This window comes from Chelatococcus sambhunathii, from assembly GCF_001418005.1.
Taxonomy (GTDB): Bacteria; Pseudomonadota; Alphaproteobacteria; order Rhizobiales; family Beijerinckiaceae; genus Chelatococcus_A; species Chelatococcus_A sambhunathii.
Window position 1 is genome coordinate 543,744 of the sequence record NZ_LIOL01000001.1, and the last position, 19,861, is coordinate 563,604.

General features: G+C 67.7%; 17 protein-coding genes. 5 read left to right on the plus strand and 12 right to left on the minus strand.

The genetic code is table 11. From position 1 onward, the window contains the following. The first annotated feature begins 23 nt into the window (after positions 1–23). Positions 24–1,448, plus strand: coding sequence for a glutamate synthase subunit beta (locus ASC46_RS02555; protein ID WP_055457700.1), 1,425 nt, complete (start codon positions 24–26; stop codon positions 1,446–1,448). 113 nt (positions 1,449–1,561) lie between these two features. On the opposite strand, the gene ASC46_RS02560 is transcribed toward ASC46_RS02555, so the two are convergent. From ASC46_RS02560 to galE, 3 genes are all read right to left on the minus strand, one after another. Beyond that, complete coding sequence (locus ASC46_RS02560) at positions 1,562–2,758, minus strand: SGNH/GDSL hydrolase family protein (protein ID WP_055457701.1); 1,197 nt, start codon at positions 2,756–2,758, stop codon at positions 1,562–1,564. A gap of 42 nt (positions 2,759–2,800) precedes the next feature. Further along, the gene (locus ASC46_RS02565) at positions 2,801–4,069 is read right to left on the minus strand and encodes a lytic murein transglycosylase (protein ID WP_245280444.1); all 1,269 of its coding nucleotides are present in this window, start codon (positions 4,067–4,069) and stop codon (positions 2,801–2,803) included. A 162-nt stretch (positions 4,070–4,231) separates the two neighbouring features. After that, positions 4,232–5,221, minus strand: coding sequence for a UDP-glucose 4-epimerase GalE (galE, locus tag ASC46_RS02570; RefSeq protein ID WP_055457703.1), 990 nt, complete (start codon positions 5,219–5,221; stop codon positions 4,232–4,234). 213 nt (positions 5,222–5,434) lie between these two features. On the opposite strand from galE, the gene ASC46_RS02575 reads away from it, so the two are divergent. Further along, positions 5,435–6,325 carry a UTP--glucose-1-phosphate uridylyltransferase gene (locus ASC46_RS02575; protein WP_055457704.1) on the plus strand — a complete coding sequence of 297 codons (891 nt, stop codon included), beginning with the start codon at positions 5,435–5,437 and terminating at the stop codon, positions 6,323–6,325. Between the two features lie 268 nt (positions 6,326–6,593). On the opposite strand, the gene ASC46_RS02580 is transcribed toward ASC46_RS02575, so the two are convergent. Further along, the gene (locus ASC46_RS02580; protein WP_157672311.1) at positions 6,594–8,012 is read right to left on the minus strand and encodes an outer membrane beta-barrel protein; all 1,419 of its coding nucleotides are present in this window, start codon (positions 8,010–8,012) and stop codon (positions 6,594–6,596) included. 291 nt (positions 8,013–8,303) lie between these two features. Between ASC46_RS02580 and ASC46_RS02585 the strand changes: the two genes are divergently transcribed. After that, entirely contained in the window at positions 8,304–9,314 is a 1,011-nt protein-coding gene (locus tag ASC46_RS02585; RefSeq protein WP_096335175.1) for a KpsF/GutQ family sugar-phosphate isomerase, read from the plus strand. A gap of 204 nt (positions 9,315–9,518) precedes the next feature. After that, positions 9,519–9,989, plus strand: coding sequence for an aminoacyl-tRNA deacylase (locus ASC46_RS02590; RefSeq protein ID WP_055457922.1), 471 nt, complete (start codon positions 9,519–9,521; stop codon positions 9,987–9,989). Between the two features lie 18 nt (positions 9,990–10,007). Here the strand turns inward: ASC46_RS02590 and ASC46_RS02595 are convergent, their stop codons facing one another. The 3 genes from ASC46_RS02595 to hemH form a co-directional block, all read right to left on the minus strand. Then, positions 10,008–10,472, minus strand: coding sequence for an NfeD family protein (locus ASC46_RS02595; protein WP_425349082.1), 465 nt, complete (start codon positions 10,470–10,472; stop codon positions 10,008–10,010). A gap of 12 nt (positions 10,473–10,484) precedes the next feature. Next, positions 10,485–11,492, minus strand: a complete 1,008-nt coding sequence (locus ASC46_RS02600) for an SPFH domain-containing protein (RefSeq protein ID WP_055457706.1) — start codon at positions 11,490–11,492, stop codon at positions 10,485–10,487. A 173-nt stretch (positions 11,493–11,665) separates the two neighbouring features. Next, a complete protein-coding gene (hemH, locus tag ASC46_RS02605) occupies positions 11,666–12,745 on the minus strand; it encodes a ferrochelatase (RefSeq protein ID WP_055457707.1) in 1,080 nt (359 codons plus the stop codon). Positions 12,746–12,955: 210 nt separating this feature from the next. Between hemH and ASC46_RS02610 the strand changes: the two genes are divergently transcribed. Beyond that, positions 12,956–14,482 carry a bifunctional metallophosphatase/5'-nucleotidase gene (locus ASC46_RS02610; protein WP_055457708.1) on the plus strand — a complete coding sequence of 509 codons (1,527 nt, stop codon included), beginning with the start codon at positions 12,956–12,958 and terminating at the stop codon, positions 14,480–14,482. Between the two features lie 47 nt (positions 14,483–14,529). Here ASC46_RS02610 and ASC46_RS02615 read toward each other — a convergent pair whose 3' ends face one another. The 5 genes from ASC46_RS02615 to ASC46_RS02635 all read right to left on the minus strand — a co-directional run bounded on the left by ASC46_RS02615 (position 14,530) and on the right by ASC46_RS02635 (position 19,850). After that, complete coding sequence (locus ASC46_RS02615; protein ID WP_055457709.1) at positions 14,530–15,762, minus strand: phenylacetate--CoA ligase family protein; 1,233 nt, start codon at positions 15,760–15,762, stop codon at positions 14,530–14,532. A gap of 8 nt (positions 15,763–15,770) precedes the next feature. After that, on the minus strand, positions 15,771–16,400 hold the full coding sequence (locus ASC46_RS02620; RefSeq protein ID WP_026015497.1) for a LysE family translocator: 630 nt from the start codon (positions 16,398–16,400) through the stop codon (positions 15,771–15,773). Positions 16,401–16,415: 15 nt separating this feature from the next. Beyond that, positions 16,416–17,255: an ABC transporter ATP-binding protein gene (locus tag ASC46_RS02625; protein WP_055457710.1), complete on the minus strand. Its 840-nt coding sequence runs from the start codon at positions 17,253–17,255 to the stop codon at positions 16,416–16,418. Positions 17,256–17,375: 120 nt separating this feature from the next. Further along, positions 17,376–18,698 (minus strand): ABC transporter substrate-binding protein, encoded by a 1,323-nt coding sequence (locus ASC46_RS02630; protein WP_055457711.1) that lies wholly within the window; start codon positions 18,696–18,698, stop codon positions 17,376–17,378. A gap of 75 nt (positions 18,699–18,773) precedes the next feature. Continuing rightward, a complete protein-coding gene (locus ASC46_RS02635; protein ID WP_055457712.1) occupies positions 18,774–19,850 on the minus strand; it encodes a branched-chain amino acid ABC transporter permease in 1,077 nt (358 codons plus the stop codon). Positions 19,851–19,861: the final 11 nt, after the last annotated feature.

A 19,861-nucleotide genomic window follows, 5' to 3' on the forward strand; every position in this document is an offset into this window, starting at 1 on the left:
CGCAACGACTGGATGACGAGACGATGGGCAAGGTAACCGGCTTTCTCGAATACGACCGGCAGGAGCAGAAGTACCAGCTCGCCGGCGACCGCGTACGGCATTTCCGCGAATTCACGCTGCCGCTGGACGACAAGGACCTGCAGAAGCAGGCCGCCCGCTGCATGGACTGCGGCATACCCTTCTGCCACGGGCCGACGGGCTGCCCCGTCCACAACCAGATCCCGGACTGGAATGACCTCGTTTACAACGACGACTGGGAGGAGGCCTCGCGCAACCTCCACTCAACCAACAATTTCCCCGAATTCACCGGCCGCATCTGCCCTGCGCCCTGCGAGGAGGCGTGCACCCTCAACCTCGAGAACGTGCCCGTCACCATCAAGACCATCGAACAGGCGATCGCCGACAAGGCCTGGGAGATGGGCTGGATCCGCCCCGAACCGCCGGCGCGTCTCACCGGCAAGTCCGTCGCCGTCGTCGGCTCTGGCCCTGCCGGCCTCGCCGCCGCGCAGCAGCTTGCCCGTGTCGGCCACGAGGTGCATGTCTACGAGCGCGAACCACGTGCCGGCGGCCTGCTGCGCTACGGCATCCCGGACTTCAAGATGGAGAAGCACCACATCGACCGGCGCGTGGCGCAGATGGAGGCGGAAGGCGTCGTCTTCCACTACGGCGTCAACATCGGCGTCGACAAGCCGTTCGAGGAATTGGTGAAGGCCTACGACGCCGTGCTGATGTGCGGCGGCGCCGAGCGCCCGCGCGATCCCCAGCTGCCCGGTATGGAGCTCGAGGGTGTGCACTACGCCATGCCGTTCCTCGTGCAGCAGAACCGCCGCAACGGCCGTGAAAATTTCCTCGACGACGCGCCGATCCTCGCCGGGGGCAAGCACGTCGTCGTCATCGGCGGCGGCGACACGGCGTCCGACTGCGTCGGCACCTCCTTCCGCCAGGGCGCCCTCTCGGTCACTCAGCTCGACATCCGCCCCAAGCCGCCTGAGATGGAGGACAAGCTCACCGTCTGGCCTTACTGGCCCACGAAGATGCGCACGTCCTCGAGCCAGGCGGAGGGCGCGGAGCGCGAGTTCCAGGTCGCGACGCTCGGCCTCGAAGGCAAGAAGGGCCGTGTCACCGGCGTGCGCTGCGCCCGCGTGGACGAGAAGCGGGTGCCGATCGCCGGCACCGAATTCGTCTTGAAGGCCGATCTCGTCTTCATCGCCATCGGCTTCGCCGGCCCGGTCTTCGAGGGCATGGTAGCCGAGGCGGGCGTGGCGCTCGACAAGCGCGGCAATGTGGCGGCTAGCGAGCGCGACTATCGCACGTCGAACGAGAAGGTCTTCGCCGCCGGCGACATGCGCCGGGGCCAGTCCCTTGTCGTCTGGGCGATCCGCGAAGGTCGCCAGGCCGCCCGGGCCATCGACGAATACCTGACGGGCTCGTCCGTCCTGCCGCGCTGAGACCCCACGCGGGTGCTGCGGGCTTCGGCCCGCAGGATGCGGCCTGAGCGAAAGCGGCGCATGGGGCCGGATAGCCGGCATCGCGAGCGAGATTCTCCCGTCGACCGGACCGTTTACGGTTGCCGCGGCCAGGAAAAGTCGTCAACCCTGCCCTGTTTCGGCTGCGGCACGTCGCCGAGGATGAACACTCGCTCGGCAAGCTGGTCCATCTGGGCCGCACCCGCCGGCGCCGCGACGAGGACGCCGCCCGGGGCCGCATCCGGCGCGGTGAGCGGCAGGATGGGCCCAGCCACGGGCTTGCTCGACACAGAGATGAGACCGTTCGGCTCCGGCAGGCTCGGGATCGACGCATCGATCATGCGCTCGACGGGGTCGCGGCTATCGAGGCCGGGCATGCCGTCGTGCAAAGGCAGTACGGTCTGCTGCGCGCTGCCGTGCGCATCGATCAGCCGGCGCAGCACGAGCGCCGCGAAATGCGCCGCCTTGCGCGCGCCCGCCTTGGTGAAGTGCACGCCGTCACTGGTGCGCAAGCGCGCGTTCTGGCCGCTCACATCGGGCCCGAAGGCCGAGAAGCGTCCGTCCGCATCGAGGAAGGCCTCCCAGATATCGACATACTGGCCGCCGGCCGCCGTCACGCGCTCGCGGAAGATGGCGTTAAGGGCCAGCATGTCGGCCGAGAGCCGCTCACCCTTCATCGGCGGCAGCCCCACCCAGACGAGCGGGATCCGCTTCTCGCCAAAGGTGCGGATGATCTCGTCGACACGCATCGTGTAGAGCGTTCGCCATTCCGGCGTGCCATGCTCCACCTCCCCCGCCGGCGTGCGAAAGCCCTGGCGGTCGTTGGCGCCGATCATCATTACGCCGATCGAGACGCGCGCGGGATTGGCGACGAGTTCCTGCACCGCCTTGGACCAGTCGTAGAAGTCGCTGCGCACGAGCCCCGTATCGCCCCGGGCGCGCGAATAGATCGCGACATCGGCGGCTTCGGCGAGCGTTTCGGCGAGCCCTTCCGTCAACAGTTCGGCGAGGGAATCGCCCATGACGACCACATAGGTGTCCACCTCGACACGGGGTGTGCGCTCGGCGACCCCACGTTGCTCGGGCGCTGCTCTTGGCGCCGTCTGGCGCGGGCGCGGGTCGGCGGGCCGGGAGGACCGTCTCGGCGCCTGCTCCACTTGCGGCGGGGGCTTCGGCTGAAAGATGCTGTTGAGGAAGCGGGTCAGCGGATCCTGCTGGGCGTGCGCGACCGCCGCGGCGAAGATGCATCCCGCCACGACGAGCAGGGCAACGATGAGGCTGCGTCCCGGCATCGTCCGTTTCCCGCCCCGGCCGCGGCCGGGGCCGGGTTCATGCTATCGCGTCTGGCGCAGTTGCGCCAACAGCCGGTTGTCGGCATGGCCGTCGGCGACGAGGCCTCGGCTCTCCTGGAAGGCGAAGATCGCGTCGCGTGTCTGGGAACCGATGCGCCCGTCGATCTCGCCGATGTCGTAGCCGCGGCTCGCGAGGTGCCGCTGCACCTCCTCCCGCTCGTGCTTGGCGAGCGGCACCTGATCGGTCGGCCAAGGCGCTTGTACCGGCGCGCCGCCATAGAGCCTGTCGCCGAGATGGGCGACGCCGAGAGCGTAGGCGTCGGAATTGTTGTAGCGCTTGATGACGTCGAAATTCGCCGTCACGAGGAAGACCGGCCCGCTGGCCCCGGCGGGCAGGAAGAGGCGCGCCTCGCCGGCCCCGGATAGCGGCCGCCCGTCGACACGGCGCACGCCGTGCGATGCCCAGGCTGCGAAGGACATCGTCTGCCGCCCGTAGCGGAAGCCCGCAGGCACCTTGACCTCGAAACCCCACGGCAGGCCCGGCTGCCAGCCGTGCTGCTTGAGATAGTTGGCGGTGGAGGCCAGCGCGTCCGGCACCGAGGTCCAGATATCGCGGCGCCCGTCGCCCGTGAAATCGACCGCGTAGCGCATGAAGCTCGACGGCATGAACTGGGTCTGCCCCATGGCGCCGGCCCATGACCCCTCCATGCGCTCGGGGCTGACGTGCCCCTGCTGCAGGATGACGAGCGCCGTCAGCAGTTCGTTGCGAAAGTAATCGCCGCGATACTTCGCCTCGGCGAGGGTGGCGAGCGCACGCACGACATAATGCGAGCCAGTGAAGCCGCCGAAATTCGTTTCCATGCCCCAGACACCCATGACGACCTTCCGGTCGACGCCGTAGGTGCGCTCGATGGTGTCGAGGGCGGAGGCCCACTGGCGCGTCATCGGCGTGCCGCGCTCGAGCCGGTTCGGCGACACGGCCGAGGCAAGATATTCCCACACCGGCTTGACGAACTCGGCCTGCTTCTTCGTGAGCGCGATGATCTTCTCGTCCTGCGTCACGCCGGAGAAGGCCGCGTCGTAGACGGAGCGCGAGACGCCGCGGGCCTGTGCATCCGGCCAAAGGGCGGAGACGAAGGCGCGGAAGGACGGGGATGGCGTTCCCTCGCCGCGCGAGAACTTGGCCGGGGTTCGCGGTGCCTCGGGAGCGACCCGCTGCTCGGTCGGCGCATAGGGCGTGATGCTGCCGACGGACATCACATCCGCCGAGGCGCAGGAGCCGAGCGCGAGGCTTACGGCAAGCGTGGCCAACAGGGCCCACCTGTCCCCATTCCTTGTCACGAGGCTCGTTCCACCGTCCGTGCCGCCATGCCGCATGTCGGATCCCCGTTTCGAACCGCGGCGAAGCCGCCACGCCTTGCACTCTCTCCACTAGCTCGCGCGATATGGTTGCAAAATCGTTGACGACGAGCTTCAAGCCGCCGATTGCTGGGCAAGCCGCCTCTCCCAGGCAAGCGCTTGGGAGACGATCACGTCGAGATCGTCGTAGCAGGGCTGCCAGTCGAGAAGGGCGCGGATGCGCGAGGCATCCGCCACAATGGCTGCCGGGTCACCGGCGCGGCGGGGAGACAGCTTCACCGGAAAGTCGATTCCCGACACCCGCCTGACCGCCGCCACGACTTCGAGCACCGAAAAACCCTTGCCGTAGCCGCAGTTGAGCGTCAGGCAGCCGCCACCCGCCCTGAGGTGCGCCAAGGCCGCCACGTGAGCGCGGGCAAGGTCCGAAACCTGGATGAAGTCGCGCACGCACGACCCGTCCGGCGTCGGATAGTCGGTGCCGAAGACCTCGAGCACTGGGCGCTGGCCGAGAGCCGTCTGGCACGCCACCTTGATGAGGTGGGTCGCCCGAGGGGTGGACTGCCCGATCCGGCCTTCGGGATCTGCGCCCGCAACATTGAAATAGCGCAGGATGACATGGCGAAGATCGTGCGCCACGGCGGCGTCGGCCAGCATCCATTCGCTGACGAGCTTGGATCGGCCATAGGGCGAGACCGGCGCCGGAGCCATGTCCTCGGAGACAGGGTTGGCGGTGACGTCGCCATAAACCGCCGCCGTCGAGGAGAAGATGACGTGCCGCACGCCGGCCCGCACCCCCGCCTCGATGAGGCTGCGCGTCTTGCCCGTGTTGGCGAGGTAATAACCGAGCGGATCGACCACCGATTCTGGCACCACGATCTTCGCCGCGAAATGCGCGATCGCGTCGACGTCGTATTCGTCGATCAGCGATGAGACAAGAGCCTGATCACCCGCATCGCCGCGCACCAGCACGGCTTCGCGCGGCACAGCCTGGGCAAACCCGGTCGAGAGATCGTCCAGCACGACGACACGCTCTCCCGCCTTCACCAATTCGAGAACCATGTGGCTGCCGATGTAGCCGGCCCCGCCGGTCACCAGGACGCTCATGCCTCATCCCTTTCCTGCGCCAGGCCGCCCCGCTGGCGCAGCACTCCGGCTCCGTGGAACTATTGACAGACCGGCTGCGTTCATTCGTCAATCGCTTTACGCGATTGACACGTTCGCCGGTCAAGATCGGTGAGCATCTCGTGCGGGCACGGCCATGGCAAGAGAGGGCGCCGGGCCGTGTTTCTTGTTGTGCCCTCCAGCCCCTGGGGTTCCATGAAGAAGCCTATCCGAAAGGCCGTATTTCCCGTCGCGGGCCTCGGCACCCGCTTCCTGCCCGCCACGAAGGCGATGCCGAAGGAGATGCTGACGGTCGTCGACAGGCCGGTCATCCAGCACGTGGTGGACGAGGCACGTGCCGCCGGCATCGAACATTGCGTCTTCGTGACGGGCCGCAACAAGGGCGTCATCGAGGACCACTTCGACAGCCAGTTCGAACTGGAGCGTACGCTCGAGGCACGTGGCAAGACGAAGGAGCTCGAGCAGTTGCGCCGTGACCTGCCAGGGCCCGGACAGACCAGCTTCACCCGCCAGCAGGGGCCGCTCGGCCTCGGCCATGCCGTATGGTGCGCGCGCGACATCGTCGGCGACGAGCCTTTCGCCCTGCTGCTGCCGGACATGCTGCACCTCGGCGTGCGCCCCTGCCTCGCGGAGATGATCGAAGCCTACGAGGCCCACGCCACCGGCGGCAACATGATTGCCGTCTACGAGGTGCCGGCCGACCAGACGCATCAGTACGGCATCACGGGCGTGGGCGAGCCGATCGGCAACGGCAAGGTCTATCCGATCACGCAGATGATCGAGAAGCCGGCCAAGGGCACCGCCCCCTCCAACCTCGCCATCTCGGGGCGCTACATCCTGCAGCCGGAGATCTTCGACCTGCTGGCCAGGCAGGAGCGCGGCGCCGGCGGCGAGATCCAGCTGACCGACGCGATGATCACCTTGTCGAAGTCGCAGCCGTTCTTCGCCACGCGCTTTGACGGCGATATCTACGACTGCGGCTCCAAGCTCGGCTTCCTCGCCGCCAACGCCGCCTATGCGCTTTCGAACCCCGAGCTCGGCGCCGACTACCGCCGCGATCTGGAAGCCTTGCTGACCAAGAAGTAGGCGAAGCCTCCCCAGTGCCGGCGTCATGCCCGCGCTTGTCGCGGGCATGACGCCGTGGCGCCCTCGCAGGGTTGAATGGCCTGGATGGGCGGGACAAGCCCGGCCATGATGGTGGAGAGGCAGGCGCTTCTCGGTCGCGCTTTCGCGCTGTGCGAACGAACAGGCGGTCAACGGGCTTGACCATGACGGCGGCAGATCGTGAAGCCCGTGATATGGCAGGCAGTCGACGGTCGCCGTCGGCAGCGCCCCCGGCTCTGCCTAGCGAAGCTCAGCGCTGTAGGCGCAATCCGACGAGGAAGATGTTGGCGGTGTAGTCGTCGCCCGGTGTGGAACTGTCGAGCCGCTCGTGGGTGAAGCCCGCGCGCACGGCGAGCGAGCGCGTCAGCTTCCAGTCGATGCCGATACGGCCGGTAAAGCCCTTCTCGTTGAGGTCGACGCCCTTGTAGTCGCTGTCGCTGAGGGTCACCGAGGCCGTGAAGACGAGGTTGCGGCGCAGGGCGTGTTCGAGGGCGAGCGTCGCGCTGCGGTTCACGACGCCGTTCGATCCGGCGATCGTCGTCTCGCCGAGGCTGCCCGCTCCCGTGAGCCGGACGGTGGTCAGCGCCGTCGGCCGCCAGATCAGCGATACTTCACCGATGGGCCCGCGCAGGTCCGCGAGGCGCGGATCGTCGTACTTGCGCACCTGGTGCCCGATTGCCGCCTCGCCGGTAACGAGCCGCGTGAGTTCGAAGGTGGAGCCAACGCGCGCCCCGAGGCCATTGGACGAACGCTCGAACCCGCCGGCATTGATCCGCTCGTCGTACTGCCGACGGTCGATCAGGCCCTCGACGAACGGCTCGAAGCCGGGGTGTACCTCATAGCCCGCCCTGAGCCGCAATCCGTATTCGTTGTAGTTGCGGTAGCTCTGGTCGAGACGGCCGCCGTCCGCAAACTCCGCGTCGCCATAGACGTTGCGCTCGACGACGCCGGTTGCGCCGAGCGTCAGCCGGTTGAAACGGTGCGCGCCGCCCAGCGAAGCACCGTAGGAGATGATCGTCGGCTGGTTGACGACACCGCCCGGCAGGTTGGGGTTGTCCGACCGCTGCGTCGTCAGCGATGCCCGTCCTTCGACATTGATGGTCGTATCCCGCGTGGCATCGAGGCGCAGGTTGAGGCGCCCGTCCGCCTCCGGCCGGTCCGCCTTCTCGAGGGTTGGGAAGGCCCAGTAGGAGCCGCGCAGATGGCCCGTGAACTCATGGCGCGACCAGTCGGACCGCAGGGCCACCCCGCCGCGCGTGACGACGGCGGTCGCTCCCTTCACGTTCCCGCTCTCGCGCCGGGGGTTGCTGTCGTAGCCACTATCGATCTCGATGGACGGAAAGACCGTCAGCGTGCCGAGGCGCAGGCCTAGCGGCGCCCAAGGATCGTCCTCCTCAGCCTCGCCCGGTCGCTGGGGCGCGGGGGGCGCGGGCAGGCGCGTGACCGGCGGCTGCCACCGACGCAGCGGGTTCTGTTCAAGCGCCGTGGGACCCCGCACGGGGCGATAGACGGGCGAGGCGGGCGGAACCGGTGGACCGTCGGCGGCCGTGGTTTCGAGGATACCCGGCAACGACACCTGCCCGCTGCCGGCGCGGTCGGGCTGCACGGTGCCGCGCAGCGTCAGGAACGACAAACCCTCCTGGCCGTGCGCGGCCGGACCCGCGAGCATGCTCGCAGTCACGACGAGGCACATTGCCAGCGGCGCACCGCCGCACCGGCGAGAAGGAATGGAGGGCCCCTGGTGCAAGTGGTCGCTTCCTGCAAAGGCGATGCGGCTCAGCCGCCGCGACGGTTCTGTCCGGCGGTTGATCTGCGTGGTTAACGGAGGCTAAAGCGGCATGGTTAACACCCGGTAAGCTTCCGCACGGACGTCGCCTGCTGACCCTCGCCGTGCTAAGAAGCCGCCGCGAGAAGCCCGGCGCCCGGCGCAAAGGGCAGGACGAAAGCCAGAATGAGGACCATGATGAGCCTTGCAGCCCGCGACACCGGCACGACACCGCGCAGAAGCGAGACGGCCGTGGCCTCGGCCCTGCGCACGCTGTCGAGCGAGCGGGCAGGGCTCGCGGCGCTGATCGAGGCCATCGAGGGCGAGCTTGCGGCCCCGTTCGAGGCTGCGGTCGCGACCATCGCCGGTGCGCGCGGCCGCGTCATCGTCACCGGCATGGGCAAGTCCGGCCACATCGGGCGCAAGATCGCCGCCACGATGGCCTCGACGGGCACGCCCGCCTATTACGTCCACCCCGGCGAGGCCAGCCATGGCGACCTCGGCATGATCCAGGCGGACGATGCCATCCTCGCCCTCTCCTGGTCCGGCGAGACGACGGAACTGTCGGACATCATCGGCTATGCCAAGCGCTTCCGCGTGCCGCTCATCGCCTTCACCTCGAGCGCGCAGTCGACGCTCGGGCGCGAGGCCGACATATGCCTCGCCCTGCCCAAGGCCAGTGAAGCCTGCCCGAACGGGCTGGCGCCCACCACCTCGACGACGATGCAACTCGCCCTCGGCGATGCGCTCGCCATCGCACTGCTCGAAAGCCGTGGCTTCTCGGCGCAGGACTTCCGCGTCTACCATCCGGGCGGCAAGCTCGGTGCGCAGCTCAAGTTCGTGCGCGACATCATGCACACCGGCGAGCGCCTGCCGCTTGTCGGCCGCGGCACCTCGATGGCCGAAGCGATCGTCGAGACGAGCGCCAAGGGCTTCGGCTGCGTGCTGGTGAGCGAGGACGACGGCCGGCTCGCCGGCATCGTCACCGACGGCGACCTGCGCAGGCACATGAACCCCTCGCTTCTTGCCCAGCGCGTGGAGGAGGTGATGAACCCCACGCCCAAGGCCGTCACGCCCGACACGCTGCTCGGTGAGGCGCTGGAGGTGGTGGAGCGGACGAAGGTCGGTGCCCTTGTCGTGGCCGAGAACGGGCGCGCCGTCGGCATCGTCCACGTGCTCGATCTTCTGCGCGCCGGCGCCGCCTGACAGGCGGCCGGCCCGTTCCGCCCGCCCGCCGATCGTGCTTTGCGCGCACGGCACCAGACGATATGATCTCCGCCAGGAGCCGGGGGGCCGCCCGTCGGGCGGCGCGGCGAGAAGCAGGACCGTTATGGGCCCGGAAAGGCCATGACGGATGACGCGTCGATCCCGAGCGGGGCGAAAGGCCCGCCCGCGAAGGGAGAACGCATCATGTCCACCGCACCACGCCTTGAACATTACCTGTCGCGCAGCGGCGTCGCCTATGACCTCATGCGCCACGAACCAACCGCCACCTCGATGCGCACGGCGAAAGTCTGCGACGTGCCGGCCGACATGATCGCCAAGGCGGTCGTGCTGAAGGACAAGGCCGGCTACATGCTGGCCGTCCTGCCCGCGTCGCGACACCTCAGCCTTCGCGCCGTAAGCGAAATGCTCGACGAGGATGTCGAGCTCGCGCGCGAGGCTGAAATAGAGCGGCTCTTCCCGGATTGTGCCCGCGGCGCGGTTCCCCCGCTCGGCGCCGCCTACGGCATGCCGATGATCGTCGACGAGATGCTGGCCGACCTGCCGGACATCTATTTCGAAGCGGGTGATCACGAGACGATCGTCCATATGTCCGGCCGGGATTTCCGCCAACTCGCCGGCCGGGCGCGCCACGGCCGCATCTGCCTGCAGCAATGAGCGGGCGACGGCGGCGCCTCAGGCGTCGCCGTCCTCAACGGGCGCGACGACGAGATTGGCGCCGTCGAGGCCCATGACCATCACCCGCGTGCCCGCCGAGCAGTCGGGCCCGACGGCGCGCCAGACGGTATCGTCGATCCGCACGCGGCCCTCGCCGCCCGTGATCGGGGCATCGAGCGTGAACCTGCGGCCGACGAGCGCCGCGCCGCGCCGGTTGAGGAAGGGCTGGTCGGCCGATCCCTCGTCGCGGCGCCGGGTGACGAACCGCCCCACAACGACGCTCGCGACGGAGAGCAGCGCGAAGACAATGGCGCTCGCCTGCCACGAGAGGTCGAACAGGGCATCGACCAGACCAGTCGCGATGGCGGCGAGGCCGAGCCAGATGAGAAAGACTCCGGGCGCCGCCAGTTCGAGCGCCACGAGCACCAGCCCCAGCACGATCCAGGCCCAGGGGCCGAGGGCGATGATCGCCTCGCGGATCACGTGAGCCTCCCGTCAGACCGGGGCGGCGGTGCCGGGCCCACCGCTCGGCGGCACGCTTCCGCGGCGCGCCGCCTGCAACTGACGCGCCGCCGCGGTCCCGGTCCCCCCCTCGCCGAATACGGTCTTGGTGATCTCGCCGAGGCCGGCCAGCGTGCCGACGACGCCCGCCGCCTCGATCGGCACGACCACGACCTTCTGATTGGGCGCCGCTGCAAGGTCCTTGAGGGCGTCGACATACTTTTCGGCGACGAGGAAGTTCGCTGCGGCGAGGTCGCCCTGGGCGATGGCGTCGCTAACGAGCGATGTTGCCTTGGCCTCGGCCTCGGCGAGCCGTTCGCGCGCCTCGGCATCGCGGAAGGCAGCTTCCTTGCGGCCCTCGGCAGCGAGAATTTGCGCCTGCTTCTCACCCTCGGCGCGCAGGATCTGCGCCTGGCGCTCGCCTTCGGCCTCCAGGATGCTGGCGCGCTTCTCGCGCTCGGCCTTCATCTGCCGCGCCATGGCATCGGCGAGGTCGGCCGGTGGCAGGATGTCCTTGATCTCGATACGGGTCACCTTGACGCCCCAGGGCGAGGCGGCCGCATCCATGACGCGCAGGAGCCTCTCGTTGATCTCGTCGCGGTGCGACAGGAGCTGATCGAGGTCCATGGAGCCGACGACGGTGCGGATATTGGTCATCGTCAGCGTCAGGAGCGCCTGCGACAGGTCGGACACCTCGTAGGAGGCGCGCGCGGCATCGAGCACCTGAAAAAAGGCGACGGCATCGATCTTGACGCCGGCATTGTCCTTGGTGATGGCTTCCTGGCTCGGCACGTCGAGCACCTGCTCCATCATGTTCACCTTGTGCCCGATGGATTCGACATAGGGCACGATGAGCCCCAGTCCGGGGCCGAGCGCGCGCGAGTAGCGGCCGAAGCGCTCCACCGTATAGGCATAGCCCTGTGGCACCGTGCGCACCCCGAGCGCAATCGTCAGGATGACGAGGCCGACGAGGACGATGACGAAGATATCGAACCCGAACATGATCCCCCCTTGAACCGCCCCCGCATGGCGCCTCGCGGCCGCAGGCCCGTCCCAGGTGGCGACGAAGCTACATATCACATGCCGGAGAGCACGAAAGCAGCGGCAACGATCGCCGAGAGGGTGGCGTCATCCGCAGCCGGCCTCCGGTCGCGGGGGCGGACCGGATCGGACGATCAGACCCAGCCCTGGAGCTCGCGCGTCACGATATGCTCGATGACGCGCATGCCCTCCGGCGAATCGTTGAGGCAGGGAATGGCGGCGAAGTGCTCGCCGCCATGTTCGTGAAAGATTTCGGCGTTCTCGCCGGCGATCTCCTCCAGCGTCTCGAGGCAGTCCGCCGAGAAACCCGGCATGACGACGGCGAGGCGCTTAACACCCTTTTCGGCGAGGCCCTTGACGGTCATGTCCGTGTATGGCTGCAGCCATTCGGCCCGGCCGAAGCGCGACTGGAAGGTGAGCAGGAAGCGCTCCGGCGGCAGGCCGAGCGCTTCACGCACCAGCCGCGCCGTCTTCTGGCACTGGCAGTGGTAGGGATCGCCCTTGAGGAGGTAGTCCTTGGGCACGCCGTGAAAGGAGGCGATGATGACCTCGGGCTCGAAGGTCAGCTTGGCAAGCTCCGCCGTCAGGCTCTCGACCACTGCGCCGATATAGACGGGATCGTCGTGATAGGGCGGCGAGACACGGATGGTCGGCTGCCAGCGCATCTGCATCAGCGCCTCGAAGGCCTTGTCGCAGGCCGTGGCGGTGGTCGCGGCGGCATATTGCGGATAGAGCGGCACCAGGAGGATGCGGTCGCAGCCCTCGCGCTGCAGCGCCTCGAGGCGCTCCTTGATACTTGGATGGCCGTAGCGCATGGCCCAGTCGACGACGAAGCGCCCGTCACTTCCGCCCGGCATGGCGGCGAGCTTCTGCGCGAGCTTCTCCGCCTGCGAGCGCGTGATCGTCTTCAGGGGCGACTCGTTGCGCTCCTTGTTCCAGATCGTCTCGTAGTCCTTGCCTTTGCGACCGGGACGCGTCGTCAGGATGATGCCGTTGAGCAGAGGCCACCAGAGGATGCGCGGGGTCTCGATGACACGCCGGTCGGAGAGGAACTCCTTGAGATAGCGGCGCATCGACCAGTAATCGGTGGCGTCGGGCGTGCCGAGGTTAAGCAGCAGCACGCCGATGCGCCCCGCCGCAACGGGCGGATGATCGGCAGGAAGGCGCACAGCACGGAATGCCGCTTCGCTCGAAGACACCGGATCGCTCTCCATTCGTTGCTCGCACAGGCACGACAGGCCTCATGTAGACACCTTTGGCCGCCTGTCCAATATACGTGCAGCCGCCGATGGCGGACCGATCGCCGCAGACAAGGTCCAGCGCTGCCGCTTGCAGTGCTTGCCGGCTGCCCGATGCCTCGACATCATGACTCCGCGCGTCCCGCGCCATCTTCGTCGCAAGGTGCCATCGGTCGGAGCCCCCCAATGAGCCCCATCTCCCGTCGCCAGACCCTGCGCCTCGGCGTGACCGCCGGCCTCGCCGCCGCCACGCTGACCACCGGCGCCGAAGCCGCACCGCCGCCGGCGAGCTTCACGCTGCTGCTCGTCAACGACATCTACAAGATGAACGAGGACAAGGGACGCGGCGGCTTCCCGCGTCTGGCCGCCATCGTCAAGGCCGAGCGGGCGCGCGGCGTGCCCATGCTCTTCTGCCACGCCGGCGACTGCTTCTCGCCCTCGCTGATGTCGGGCTTCGACCACGGCGCCCACATCGTGGCCCTGACCAACATGATCAAGCCGGACGTCTTCGTGCCGGGCAACCACGAGTTCGACTTCGGCAAGGAGGATTATTTCGCCCGCCAGCGCGAGGCCGAGTTCCCCTTCTTCGCGGCCAACATGCGCGATGCCGCCGGCAATCCCCTGCCCGGCCACCAGGACAGCGCCGTCTTCGAACTCGGCGGCATCAAGGTGGGCGTCGTCGGCCTCATCCTCGAGAACGTGCCGCAGATGTCGGATCCAGGCGACCTCGCCTTCCTGCCGGTGATGGACACACTGAGCAGGCAGGCGAAGAAGCTGCGCGACGACGGCGCCGACCTCGTCGTCGCCGTGACGCATACGGACCGGGCGACGGACTATGAGATCGTGCGCTCGCGCCTCGTCGACGTGCTGCTCACCGGCCACGACCACGATCTTGCCATCGGCTTCGACGGCAAGACGGTGATGGTGGAATCGAACGAGGAAGGCAATTACGTCACGGCCATCGACTTCACCGCCTCCGTGAGCGGCGACGGCAGCGCCCGCAAGGTGACGTGGACGCAGACCTTCCGCGTCAACGATTCCCGCGCTGTCGACCCTGATCCGGAGGTGCTCGCGGTCGTTACGCGCTACGAGGCGGAATTGTCGAAAGAGCTCGACATTGCCGTCGCCACGCTCGCCGCCCCGCTCGACAGCCGCACGGCAAGCGTGCGCTCGCAGGAGACCGCCATCGGCGATCTCATCGCGGATGCCATGCGCGAGGCAACAGGCGCTGCCATTGCCATCACGAACGGCGGCGGCATCCGCGGCAACAAGCAATATCCGGCCGGCCACAAACTGACGCGCCGCGATATCCTGACCGAAATGCCCTTCGGCAACCGCACCGTCGTCACCAGTCTCACCGGCAGGCAGGTGAAGGAGGCGCTCGAGAACGGCTTCTCCCAGATAGAGCAGCGCGCCGGCCGCTTTCCCCAGGTGTCGGGGCTGACCGTGACGGTTGACCCCAGGCGCCCTGCGGGCAGCCGCGTCGTCGCGGTGACGATCGGCGATGCGCCCATCGAGGACGACAAGATCTACACCGTCGCCACCAACGACTTCCTGTTGAAGGGTGGCGACGGCTATTCGATGCTGGCGAGTGGCGTCAAGGGCGGTGATCTCGACGTCGCCGGCAAGCTGATGGCGAACGACGTGATGGTCTACGCTCGCAAGCTCGGCACGATCGACATCAAACCCGAAGGCCGCATCTTGATGCAGTAGAAGCCGTCGGGCGACGGCATCGCCTGCTGCCGACCGCCCGTCACCCCTCAATCGTACTTGCGTTCGTCGGCGATCACCTTGCCGTCGTTGGGCAGGGCGCCGGGCGAGACGAGCGAGACGCCACCCTTCAGCTTGGCGACCGCCTGCAGGGTCTCGCCCACGGCCGCCGCGTCGACGAGATCGGCATTGGCCGTCTCGGCCTGCAGCGTCATGACGTCCATCTCGTCCTCGCGCGTGACGACGAGGCGCAGCTTGCCGAGCTCCGGATGGCGGCGGCCGATCTCGGCCACCTGCTCGGGCCGCACGAACATGCCCTTGACCTTCGTCGTCTGGTCGGCGCGCCCCAGCCACCCCCTGATGCGCAGGTTGGTGCGCCCGCAGGGGCTCGTCCCGGGCATGATCGCGGACAGGTCGCCGAGGGCGAGGCGCAGGATCGGATGGTGCGGGTCGAGCGAAGTGACGACCACCTCGCCCACCTCCCCTTCCGCCACCGTGTCGCCGGTGCCCGGCCGCACGATCTCGACGATGAGGTCCTCGTTGACGACGAGGCCCTCGCGGGCCGGCGTCTCGTAGGCGATGGCGCCGCACTCCGCGACCGCATAGAGCTGGTAGCCGTCGATGCCGCGCTCGGCGAAAGCCCTCTGCAGCGACGGCGGGAAGGCCGCCCCCGACACCACCGCCCGACGGAAGGAGGAGGTGTCGAGCCCCGCCGCATCGGCCGCCTCGAGCAGGATCTTCAGGAAATCCGGCGTGCCGGTGTAGCCGGTGGGGCGGTACGCGGCGATGACCTGCAATTGCTGCTCGGTATTGCCAGGCCCGGCCGGGATGACGGCGCAGCCGAGCGCGCGCGCGCCGGAATCGAGGATGAAGCCGCCCGGCGTCAGATGATAGGAGAAGGTGTTGAGCACCACGTCGCCGCCGCGGAAGCCCGCGGCATGGAGCGCGCGCGCCGAGCGCCACGGGTCGGCCTGCGCCCCTTCCGGCTCGAAGATCGGCCCGGGCGAGGCGAAGAGCCGGCTGAAGCTGCCGGGAGCGTCGCCGATATAGCCGCCGAAGGGCGGCGCCGCGCTCTGCAGGGCCGGCAGGTCGGACTTGCGCAGCACCGGCAGGCTCGCCAGCGCCTCGCGGCTCGTGATGTCGAGCGGCTGGATGCCGGACAGATGCTGGGCCCAGCCGGGCGCCTGCATCGCCTTGGCGACGAGCGTCGGCAGATGGGCGAGAAGCTCCGCCTCCCGCGCGGCGGGGTCGCGCGTTTCGCGATGGTCGTAGAATTCCTTCATCGGTCCTCTCAGCGACGGTCGGTCGCAAGCCGCACGGCGAGCCCGGCGAGCACCAGTCCCATCAGGTAGCGCTGCACCCTGAGCCACAGCGGCCGGCGGGCAAGGAAGGCGGCGATGGCGCCGGCGAATACGACGATGAGCATGTTGACGCTGACGCTCACGCCGATCTGGATCGAGCCGAGGAGAATGTTCTGCAGCAGCACGTCGCCTTTTCCGGGATCGACGAACTGCGGCAGCAGCGACAGGTAGAGCACCGCGATCTTCGGGTTGAGCAGGTTCGTCAGGAAGCCCATGGCGAAGAGGCGGACCGGCCTGTCGGGCGCGAGGTTCCGCGCCTCGAAGGGCGTCGCGCCGCCGGGCTTCACCGCCTGCCAGGCGAGATAGAGGAGATAGGCGGCCCCCGCCCACTTGATGGCCTCGTAGAGGAAGGGCACCGCGAGCGCGAGCGCCGTCAGCCCCACGGCCGCCGCAACCATGTAGAAGACGAAGCCCGCCGCCACCCCGACGAGCGAGACGGCGCCGGCGCGCCAGCCCTGCGTGATCGAGCGCGACACGAGATAGATCATGTTCGGCCCCGGCGTCAGCACCATGCCGAGCGCGATCAGCGCGAAAGCCGCCATCCGCCCCGTGTCGACCACGTCCATCCTTCGCTCCTACATCAGCCAGCGCTTGCGGCGCTTGTAGCTCTTCACCTCGCGGAAGGACTTGCGCTCGCCCTCGCCGATGCCGAGGTAGAACTCCTTGACGTCCTCGTTCTCGCGCAGCGAGGCGGCGTCGCCATCCATCACGATGCGCCCCGTCTCCATAATATAGCCGTAGGTGGCATAGCGCAGGGCGATGTTGGTGTTCTGCTCGGCGAGCAGGAAGGACACGCCCTCCTTGGCGTTGAGGTCCTTCACGATCTCGAAGATCTCCTCCACCACCTGCGGCGCGAGGCCCATCGACGGCTCGTCGAGGAGGATCATCTTCGGCCGGGACATGAGGGCGCGGCCGATGGCGCACATCTGCTGCTCGCCGCCGGAGGTGTAGCCCGACATCGAGCTCCTGCGCTGCCTGAGGCGCGGGAAATAGTCGTAGACCATCTCCATGTCGCGCCGGATGGCGGCCGTCCCGTCGCGCCGCGTGAAGGCGCCGGTCAGGAGGTTCTCCTCGATGGTGAGGTGGCCGAAGCAGTGGCGCCCCTCCATCACCTGGATGCAGCCGCGCCGCACCAGTTCGTTCGGCGTCATCCGGTCGACGCGCTCACCGTCGAACTCGATCGAGCCCTTCGTCACCTCGCCGCGCTCCGCCCGCAACAGGTTGGACACGGCCTTCAGCGTCGTCGTCTTGCCGGCGCCGTTCGCGCCGAGCAGCGCGACGATGCCGCCGCGCGGCACGGTGAGCGACACGCCCTTCAGCACCAGGATGACGTGATCGTAGATCACTTCGATGTTGTTCACCGAGAGGATCGTCTCTGTCGCCGCCTCGGCGGCGGGCGCGGCTGCGGTGCTCATACTGGTTCCCTCGTTGCCCCTGGACTTCCGGGAGCGGTTGGGGGCGGACGGTGAAGATCACGTTCCGTCCTGCCCCCTGCCCTCCCCCATGGGGGAAGGGATGAGACTGCGGACGTTCGCTCAGGACTGCTTGTCGCAGGGCTCCGTGCGCTTCGGCCAGCCCGTGCTCTTCTCGGCATAGTCCTTTGCGGCGGCCTCGAGCAGCGGCTTGACGCGGTCGGCCATCGGCTCGATGGGCTCGGAGATCTTTACCCACTTCTGGCCGTCCCACTGCTGCATAAAGGCCGGGCGATGGCCGTTGTGGTCCGCGCAGGTGAGCTTGATCGGGCCGGCGAAGCCCTCGAGTCCGAGTTCCTTCAGACGGGCCTCGTTAAGGTCGAGCGTCTCGAGGCCGCGGCGCACATCCTCACCCGTCACCGCCGTCTTACCGGTGATCTTCTGTGCGTTGCGGATGCCCTCGGCGATCAGCATCGAGTTGTAGACGCCGCGGTTGTAGAGCACCTCGCCCACGCTGTTCTTCTGTGCCTGGCTGAGGCCCTTGTCGACGACCAGCTTCTGGATGTCCTGCAGGGCCGGAAAGTCGGTGCCCACAGCGTGCCAGTTAAGGGTCTTGAAGCCCTTTCCGCCGGCGCCGGCCGAGCGCAGGTCGTCGTCGCCCGGCCACCAGATGGAGATGAACTTCTCCATGGGGAAGTTGATCTTGGCCGCTTCCTTGACGGCAGTCGGGTTGAGGGCACCCCAGCCATACATCACCATGTAGTCGGGCCGATCGCGTCGCACGCTCAGCCACTGCGAGGACTGGTTCTGCATGCTGTCGGCCGGCACCGGATAGAGCTTGAGCTCGAAGCCGAGGTCGCGCGACAGCTGGTCGAAGAGCGGCAGTGGCTCGCGGCCGAAGCCCGCGTCGAGATAGATGTAGCCGATCTTCTTGCCCTTGAGCTTGTCGAGGCCGCCCTCCTGCTCGCCGATGTACTTGATGATCATCGACAGACCATCCCAGTAGGTGTTCGGCGGGTTGAAGATCCAGGGGAAGGTGTCGCCGTCCGCCGAGGCCGAGAGTCCGTAGGCCATGGACAGGATCGGGATCTTGTCGACCGCCGCGCGCGGGATGAGCGGCAGGGTGATACCGGTCGACCACGGGTTGACCATCACCGGCTTCTTGCCTTTCACCGCCTCGTAGCACTCGACGCCCTTCTTGGTGTCGTAGCCCGTCTCGCACTCCTCGAGGATGAGCTTGGCGCCGCCAATGCCCCCATCACGCTCGTTGAGCATGGTGAGATAGTCGCGCATGCCGTTGGCGATCGGGATGCCCGACCCCGAGAAGGGGCCGGTGCGGTAGGTGAACAGCGGCACATAGACCGAATCCTGCGCCTTGGCCGGCACGGCGAAGGCCGCCGATGCCACGACCGCAGTCGCCAGGATGGTGGAAAGCTTGCGCACCATGTTTCGTTTCCTCCCGTTGAAGCGCCCTGCGTCGCGGCGCCCGTCCGTTGTACGGCTCGTTCCCAGCCCTTCGCGCTAGTAGGGGAAGGGCCAGACCCTGAGCTTCTGTTTGCCCGTCTGCCACAGCCGCGCCAGTCCGTGCGGCTCGACAATCAGGAAGAAGATGATGAGCGCGCCGACGATCATGAACGTCAGGTGCTCGACCGTGGCGGCCCCGATGTCGAGGCCGACGAGCGAAGGCGCCCCGCGCAGAACGATGGGCAGGATGTAGATGAGCGCTGCGCCGAAGAAGGAACCGGTGAGGCTGCCGAGCCCGCCGATGATCACCATGAAGAGGATGAGGAAGGACTGGTTGATGGAAAAGACCTCGGGCTCGGCGCCGCCGTACCAGAGGAACACCATCAGCGCGCCGGCGACGCCGCAGTAGAAGGACGAGACGGCGAAGGCGAGCAGCTTCGTCGGCAAGAGCTTGATGCCCATCAACTCGGCAGCGATGTCCATGTCGCGCACCGCCATCCACGAGCGGCCGATGCGACCGTGGACGAGATTGGAGGCGACCCACGTCAGCAGAATGACGACGCCGAGGACGACGTAGTAACGCATCTCGGGCGAGGCGTTGGGGCCCGTCACGGCGATGCCGAACAGGGTCCGCGTCGGCACCTCGATCGCGCCCGAGACGTTGTAGTTGTAGAGCCACGGGATACGGATGAAGCACCATTGCAGGAAGAACTGCGCGGCAAGCGTCGCCACCGCGAGGTAGAAGCCCTTGATGCGCAGCGACGGCAGGCCGAAGAACACGCCGACGGCCGCGGCGAACAGGCCCGAGGTGAGGATCCAGACGATGATGTTCACGCCGGGGAAGATCGTCGTCAGCTTGTAGCAGGCGAACGCCCCCACGCCCATGAATCCAGCCGTGCCCAGCGACAGGAGCCCGGTGTAGCCGGTCAGGAGGTTGAGCCCGATCGACGCCAGCGCAAAGATGAGGAACGGGATCATCACCACCGACAGAAAGAAGGCGTTGCCCGCGAGCGGGATGACCACGAGAGCGAGCGTGAGAATGAGAGCGATGCCGATCTTGTCCTGCAGGATCGGGAAGACCGCCATGTCTGCGGCATAGTTCGTCTTGAACTGGCCTGCTTCGCGGTAGAACATCGGATGCCGCC